Raw genomic sequence first — 7218 nt, 5'->3', positions numbered from 1 at the left:
GCTGCAGGAGGCCTGCGCGCAGGCCTCCTGCAGCACCCCGACGATGCCGGTGGGGCCCTCGTAGCGGCTCTCCTCCAGATCCAGCGAGCGGGCCACGTCCGGGTCGGAGGTGACGCCGCTGACCGGAACCGGACGGGTGTGCGGGGTGTCCCCGAGCAGCGCGCCCAGGATCACCACCATCTCGACGCCCAGCTCGTGGGCGAGCGCCAGCAGCTCCTGGCAGAAGCTGCGCCAGCGCATGCTCGGTTCGATGCCGCGCACCAGCACCAGGTCGCGGGTCTTCGGCTCGGTCACCCGGATCACCGAGAGCCGGGTCGTCGGCCAGGTGATCCGGCGGATCCCGCCGTCCATCCAGATCGTCGGGCGGTTCACCTGGAAGTCGTAGTAGTCCTCGGCGTCCAGCTCCGCGAAGACCTTGCCGCCCCAGGTCTCGTCCAGATGCGCGACCGCGGTGGATGCGGCGTCCCCCGCGTCGTTCCAGCCCTCGAACGCGGCCACCATGACCGGGTCGATGAGCTCGGGCACGTCCTCAAGCTCGACCACCCCGGTGCCTCCCTCCACACTTGCCAGGAACGGACTCGACCGAGCCGCCCCACGGACTGTAAGTGCCCAGCGTACGGGCAACCATTCCTTTTCCGCCGAGGCTTGCCGGGCGGTTCACCGAGGGCCGACACGCCCCCCACGGGCCCCTTGCGACGGCGTGTCGGACCGGTTCGGGCGGGGGGCTGCACATCCCACCTGGCGGAATCCGGGGGAGCCCGCAGGGGGTCCTGCAATACGCTGGGCCTCGTGCGCCCGCGACCGTGCGGGCGCAAAGCCGACAGCCGTCGCACACAGGGAGCCCACCATGGCCGTTTTCGTCCCTCTTGCCGCCCAGGAGCGCGCCGACGCGCTGCGCGAGGCGCTCGCCACCCGCGTCGTGGTCGCGGACGGGGCCATGGGGACCATGCTGCAGGCCCGGAACCCGACCTTGGAGGACTTCCAGGGCCAGGAGGGCTGCAACGAGGTCCTGAACGTCTCCCGGCCCGACATCGTCCGTTCGGTCCACGCGGCCTACTACGAGGTCGGCGTGGACTGTGTCGAGACGAACACCTTCGGCTGCAACCTCTCCGCCTTCGCGGAGTACGACATCGCCGACCGCATCTTCGAGCTCGCGGAGGCCGGCGCGCGGCTGGCCCGTGAGGTCGCGGACGAGTTCGCGGCGAAGGACGGCCGGCAGCGCTGGGTGCTGGGCTCGATCGGCCCTGGTACGAAGCTGCCGACGCTGGGCCACATCACCTTCGACGCGGTCCGTGAGGGCTTCCGGCAGAACGCGGCCGGTCTGATCGCGGGTGGCGCGGACGCGCTGCTGATCGAGACGGCGCAGGACCTGCTGCAGGTCAAGGCGGCGGTGCTCGGCGTCAAGCAGGCGCTGACCGAGTCCGGGCTGAGCCTGCCGATCTTCGCGCAGGTCACCATGGAGACCACCGGCACGATGCTGCTGGGCTCCGAGATCGGTGCGGCGCTGACGGCGCTGGAGCCGCTCGGCATCGACTTCATCGGCATGAACTGCGCGACCGGGCCCGCCGAGATGAGCGAGCACCTGCGCTACCTGGCCCGCCACGCCAAGGTCGGCCTGTCCTGCATGCCGAACGCGGGCCTGCCGATCCTGGGCAAGGACGGCGCGGTCTTCCCGTTGAGCCCCGAGGAGCTCGCGGACGCCCACGACGTCTTCACCCGCGAGTACGGGCTGTCCCTGGTGGGCGGCTGCTGCGGCACCACGCCGGAGCACCTGCGCCAGGTCGTCGAGCGCGTCCAGGGCCGGCCGATCGCGGTGCGCAGCCCGCAGCCGGAGGCGGCGGCGTCCTCGCTCTACCAGGCAGTGCCGTTCCGGCAGGACACCTCCTACCTGGCGATCGGTGAGCGGACCAACGCGAACGGGTCGAAGAAGTTCCGCGAGTCGATGATCGCGGGGGACTGGCAGGCGTGCGTCGACATCGCGCGTGAGCAGATCCGCGAGGGCGCGCACTTCCTCGACCTGTGTGTCGACTACGTGGGCCGTGACGGTGTCGCGGACATGCGCGAGCTGGCCGGGCGTCTGGCGACGGCCTCGACGCTGCCGATCGTGCTGGACTCGACCGAGCCGCCGGTGATCGAGGCGGGGCTGGAGCTGCTGGGCGGCCGCGCGGTGCTCAACTCGGTCAACTTCGAGGACGGTGACGAGCCGGGCAGCCGCTTCGACCGGATCGCGTCGCTGGCCCGGCTGCACGGTGCCGGTCTGATCGCGCTGACGATCGACGAGGAGGGCCAGGCACGCACGGCGGACAAGAAGGTCGCGGTCGCGGAGCGCCTGATCGAGCAGCTGGGCCGCGACTACGGCATCCCCGAGAACGCGATCCTGGTCGACTGTCTCGCGTTCACCCTGGGCACCGGCCAGGAGGAGTCGCGCCGGGACGGCATGGAGACGATCGAGGCGATCCGGGAGCTGAAGCGCCGCCACCCGGACGTGCAGACCACGCTGGGTCTGTCGAACATCTCCTTCGGTCTGTCGCCGGCCGCGCGCATGGTGCTGAACTCGGTGTTCCTGCACGAGTGCGTCGAGGCCGGGATGGACTCGGCGATCGTGCACGCGGCGAAGATCCTGCCGATGGCGCGGATCCCGGAGGAGCAGCGCGAGGTCGCGCTGGACCTGATCTACGACCGGCGGCGTGAGGGCTACGACCCGCTGGGGCGCTTCCTGGAGCTGTTCGAGGGTGTCTCGGCGGCCTCGGTGCGGGCCGGCAAGGCGGAGGAGCTGGCGGCGCTGCCGCTGGAGGAGCGGCTGCAGGCGCGGATCGTCGACGGTGAGCTGAACGGCCTGGAGGCCGACCTGGACGAGGCCCTGACGGGCCGTCCGGCGCTGGAGATCGTCAACGAGGTGCTGCTGGAGGGCATGAAGACGGTCGGCGAGCTGTTCGGCTCCGGCCAGATGCAGCTGCCGTTCGTGCTCCAGTCCGCCGAGGTGATGAAGAAGGCCGTGGCCCACCTCGAGCCGCACATGGAGAAGTCGGATGCCGAGGGCAAGGGCACGATCGTGCTGGCCACGGTCAAGGGCGACGTCCACGACATCGGTAAGAACCTCGTCGACATCATCCTGTCCAACAACGGCTACAACGTCGTGAACATCGGCATCAAGCAGCCGGTCTCGGCGATCCTGGAGGCCGCGCAGGAGCACCGCGCGGACGTGATCGGCATGTCCGGGCTGCTGGTGAAGTCCACAGTGATCATGAAGGAGAACCTGGAGGAGCTGAACCAGCGCGGCCTGGCCGCCGACTTCCCGGTGATCCTCGGCGGTGCGGCGCTCACCCGCGCCTACGTGGAGCAGGACCTGCACGAGGTCTACGAGGGCGAGGTCCGCTACGCCCGCGACGCGTTCGAGGGCCTGCGGCTGATGGACGCGCTCATCGCCGTCAAGCGCGGGGTCCCGGGCGCGGTGCTGCCGGAGCTCAAGCAGCGCCGGCACGCCAAGGTCGAGGTGGACGAGCCGGAGGAGACCACCACCCGCTCCGACGTGGCTGCCGACAACGCGGTGCCGGCCCCGCCGTTCTGGGGCGACCGGATCGTCAAGGGCATCCCGCTGGCCGAGTACGCCGCCTGGCTGGACGAGGACGCGCTGTTCAAGGGCCAGTGGGGGCTGAAGGCCGCGCGCTCGGGCGGGCCCACGTACGAGGAGCTGGTGGAGACCGAGGGCCGGCCGCGCCTGCGGATGTGGCTCGACCGGCTGCAGACCGAGGGCCTGCTGGAGGCGGCCGTGGTCTACGGCTACTTCCCTGCGGTCTCCCGCGGCAACGCCCTCGTCGTCCTCGGCGAGGACGGGCAGGAGCGCACCGCCTTCACCTTCCCCCGGCAGCGGCGCGGGCGCCGGCTCTGCCTGGCCGACTTCTTCCGCGCGGAGGAGACCGGCGAGAAGGACGTGGTGGCCTTCCAGGTCGTCACCATGGGCAACGCGATCTCGGAGGCGGCCAACAAGCTGTTCGCGGCCAACTCCTACCGCGACTACATGGAGCTGCACGGCCTCTCCGTCCAGCTGGCCGAGGCGCTGGCCGAGTACTGGCACGCCCGGGTCCGCGCCGAGCTCGGCTTCTCCTCGGAGGACCCGAAGGAGATGCGCGACATGTTCGCCCTGCAGTACCGGGGCGCGCGCTTCTCGCTCGGCTACGGTGCCTGCCCCGACCTGGAGGACCGCGCCAAGATCGCCGAGCTGCTCCGCCCGGAGCGCATCGGCGTCGAACTGTCCGAGGAGTTCCAGCTCCACCCCGAGCAGTCCACGGACGCGATCGTCATCCACCACCCGGAGGCGAAGTACTTCAACGCGCGTTGATCTCCTCGTCAACGCGCGTCAATCAGGGCAGGCGTAAGCTGTAGGACCCTCCCGGACCCCAAGGGCCGACCACCGCGGAAGGTGGTCGGCCCGAGCCGTCCCCGAACGCCAGAAAGACAGACGCGCCTGTGACCACCACCGCTTCCCGCACCCTGCAGGCCGTCCTGATCGACATGGACGGCACTCTGGTCGACACCGAGGACTTCTGGTGGGAGGCCGAGAGCACCCTGCTGGCGGAGCTGGGCCATCCGATCGGGGTCGAGGAGCGCGAGATCGTGGTCGGCGGGCCGATGAGCCGCGTGGTCGACCACCTGCTGCGGGTGTCCGGCGCGCCGCTGACGCCGGCCGAGTTCGGGGACGCGATCAACGAGCGCTTCGTGGAGCTGATCGGCCAGGGCGTGCCGGTGCGCCCCGGGGCCAAGGCGCTGCTCACGGACCTGGCCGCGCACGGCGTTCCCGTGGCGCTGGTCTCCGCCTCGCACCGGAGGATCATCGACCAGGTGCTGAAGACACTCGGCGCACACCACTTCGCCTTCACCGTGGCCGGTGACGAGGTCGAGCGGACCAAGCCCTACCCGGACCCGTACCTGCTGGCCGCCGCCGAGCTGGGCGCCGAGCCGGCGCGCTGCGTCGTCATCGAGGACGCCCCGACGGGGGTCCGCTCCGGTCAGGCCGCCGGCTGCCATGTGCTGGCCGTGCCGTCGGTGGCCGCCGTGGAGCCGGGACCGCGCACGACGGTGCGGGCCACGCTCGAAGGTGTGGACACCGCTCTGCTGCGCGGCCTGCTCTCGGAAAAGTAACTACCTGCTAACGCCAAATCGGAAATACCCCCCCACACTCCCTCAAACCCGGCGCGGTTTGCGATCATTCAGCGAACCCTGGGTGAGTGCTGAGTGCGTGTTTCGTGCGATCGTATGGCAGGCTACGGACCACTCGACCTCACGTGACCCGGGCTGCACCCCAGTGAGTGGTGCCTGGTGTCGTGGCACGGCGACGAACCCCTCCGCGCCGGCAAGGAGATTTGAACTGATGTCTGCTCTCAAGCGGATAGCAGCGCTCAGCTGCGTAGGCCTCATCGCCACCACCACCGCATGCGGCTCCTCCAAGTCGTCCGGCCCCGTGGCGGGCGTGCCGAGCGTGGTCATCAAGGTCGGCTCGGCCACCCCGTACTCCACGCTGGACCCGGCCCAGGCCTACGACACCGGCGCGTGGACGATGTTCTACAACGTCTACCAGTCCCTGCTGAGCTACCCGCCGGGCGCCAACACGCCGCAGCCCGACGCCGCGCAGAGCTGTGCCTTCACGGACGCCCCCACGAACGAGACGTACAAGTGCACGCTGCGTCCGGGCCTCAAGTTCTCCAACGGTGACCCGCTCGACGCCAACGCGGTCAAGTTCTCGATCGAGCGCGTGCTCCAGATCAACGACCCCAACGGCGCCGTCTCGATCCTCAGCACCATCAAGTCCGTGGACGCGCCCAGCTCCAGCGACGTGGTCTTCCAGCTGAAGTCCCCCGACGCGACCCTGCCGGACAAGCTGACCTCCGGCGTCGCCTCGATCGTGGACCCGAACGTCTTCTCCGCGACCAAGGAGGCCGCGTCGGACTTCACCGGCGTGGTCGGCTCCGGGCGCTACAAGATCGACTCGGTCGACTTCACCGGCACCGGCAAGAACAAGGCGCCGTCCGAGGTCAAGATGTCGCTGAACCCCAACTACCAGGGCAACCCAGGGTTCCAGGGCACCGTCGGCACCGCGCGCAACTCCGGCATCGACCTGAAGTACTTCAGCAGCCAGTCCGATGCCAAGGCCGCCCTGGACAGCAAGGCCGTCGACGTCGTCGTGCAGGACCTCAACGCCTCCGACATCGTCAACATGCAGCAGAGCCAGCAGCTCGGCACCGGCCTGCAGGTCTCCAGCGGCCCCGGCGGCACCGTGCGTCTGATGTCGCTGAACACCGTCTCCGGCCCGATGTCCAACGTCGCGGTCCGCCGCGCCGTGGCCTCGCTGATCGACCGTGACGCGATCGTCGCGACGGCGTTCCAGCACACGTACTCCCCGGCCTACACGATCGTGCCGTCCAGCATCGCCAACGCGTCGAGCTCGTTCGCCAACGAGTACGGCCGCACCCCGGAGAGCGCCGCCCACGTCAAGGCGGATCTCCAGAGGGCGAACGTCTCCCTCCCGGTTCACTTCACCCTCTCCTACGGAAAGGGTGACGCGAACAAGGAGCAGGAGGTGATGATGATCAAGAAGGAGCTGGAGCAGAGCGGCCTGTTCAAGGTCACGCTCAAGGACTACCCCGGCTACAACGCGATGCAGGGCGCCATCCTGAAGACGCACAACTTCGACGCGTTCATGGTCGCCTGGTCCGCCGACTACCTGAACGTCGACGACTTCGTGAACCCGCTGGTCGGTCCGGACAACGCCATGTACAACGGCTGGAAGGGCAGCGACGCCAGCGAGGTGGCCGGCCTGATCACCCAGGGCGTCGCCCAGAAGGGCGAGGCGGCCGCGAGCACCTACAAGAAGATCCAGGGCTACGTGGCCAAGGATGTGCCGCTGATCCCGATCTGGGAGAACAGCCAGTACGCCGCCGCGCAGTCGGACATCACCGGTGTGCCGCTGACCCTGGACAGCTCCGGCATCGCCCGCTGGTGGATGATCGGCAAGACCTCTTCCTGACCTCGGTCAGCGACGCAGAGGGCCGGGCGGCACCCGCGGGTGCCGCCCGGCNNGTACGACGGTCAGCCGCCGCCGGGGCGACTGTTCAGCCGCCGCCGGGGCGGACGAGGCCGCTCTCGTAGGCGAAGACCGCGGCCTGGACCCGGTCGCGCAGGCCCAGCTTGGTGAGCACATGGCCGACGTGCGTCTTGACCGTC

General features: G+C 69.7%; 5 protein-coding genes. 3 read left to right on the top strand and 2 right to left on the bottom strand.

All coding sequences use genetic code 11. The annotated features are described in order from the left end of the window. On the bottom strand, positions 1-543 hold a 543-nt coding region (locus DN069_RS37030; protein WP_133260172.1), incomplete at its 3' end, for a PAC2 family protein. 304 nt (positions 544-847) lie between these two features. On the opposite strand from DN069_RS37030, the gene metH reads away from it, so the two are divergent. The 3 genes from metH to DN069_RS37015 all read left to right on the top strand — a co-directional run bounded on the left by metH (position 848) and on the right by DN069_RS37015 (position 7021). Next, the gene (gene metH / locus DN069_RS37025) at positions 848-4339 is read left to right on the top strand and encodes a methionine synthase (RefSeq protein WP_111507643.1); all 3492 of its coding nucleotides are present in this window, start codon (positions 848-850) and stop codon (positions 4337-4339) included. 128 nt (positions 4340-4467) lie between these two features. Then, positions 4468-5139 carry an HAD family hydrolase gene (locus tag DN069_RS37020; protein WP_279387957.1) on the top strand — a complete coding sequence of 224 codons (672 nt, stop codon included), beginning with the start codon at positions 4468-4470 and terminating at the stop codon, positions 5137-5139. A gap of 229 nt (positions 5140-5368) precedes the next feature. Further along, positions 5369-7021, top strand: coding sequence for an ABC transporter substrate-binding protein (locus DN069_RS37015; protein WP_165845807.1), 1653 nt, complete (start codon positions 5369-5371; stop codon positions 7019-7021). Positions 7022-7106: 85 nt separating this feature from the next. On the opposite strand, the gene DN069_RS37010 is transcribed toward DN069_RS37015, so the two are convergent. Further along, positions 7107-7218 (bottom strand): LuxR C-terminal-related transcriptional regulator (locus DN069_RS37010; protein WP_133260171.1); only part of this gene is annotated, 112 nt, incomplete at its 5' end.

The organism is Streptacidiphilus pinicola (assembly GCF_003258295.1).
Taxonomy (GTDB): domain Bacteria; phylum Actinomycetota; class Actinomycetes; order Streptomycetales; family Streptomycetaceae; genus Streptacidiphilus; species Streptacidiphilus pinicola.
This window is presented reverse-complemented; position numbering and strand designations above follow the sequence as displayed.

Excerpts from the sequence above, each read along its gene's own strand:
- DN069_RS37015 (WP_165845807.1), top strand. The coding sequence starts at position 5,369 with ATGTCTGCTCTCAAGCGGATAGCAGCGCTCAGCTGCGTAGGCCTCATC.
- metH (WP_111507643.1), top strand. The coding sequence starts at position 848 with ATGGCCGTTTTCGTCCCTCTTGCCGCCCAGGAGCGCGCCGACGCGCTG.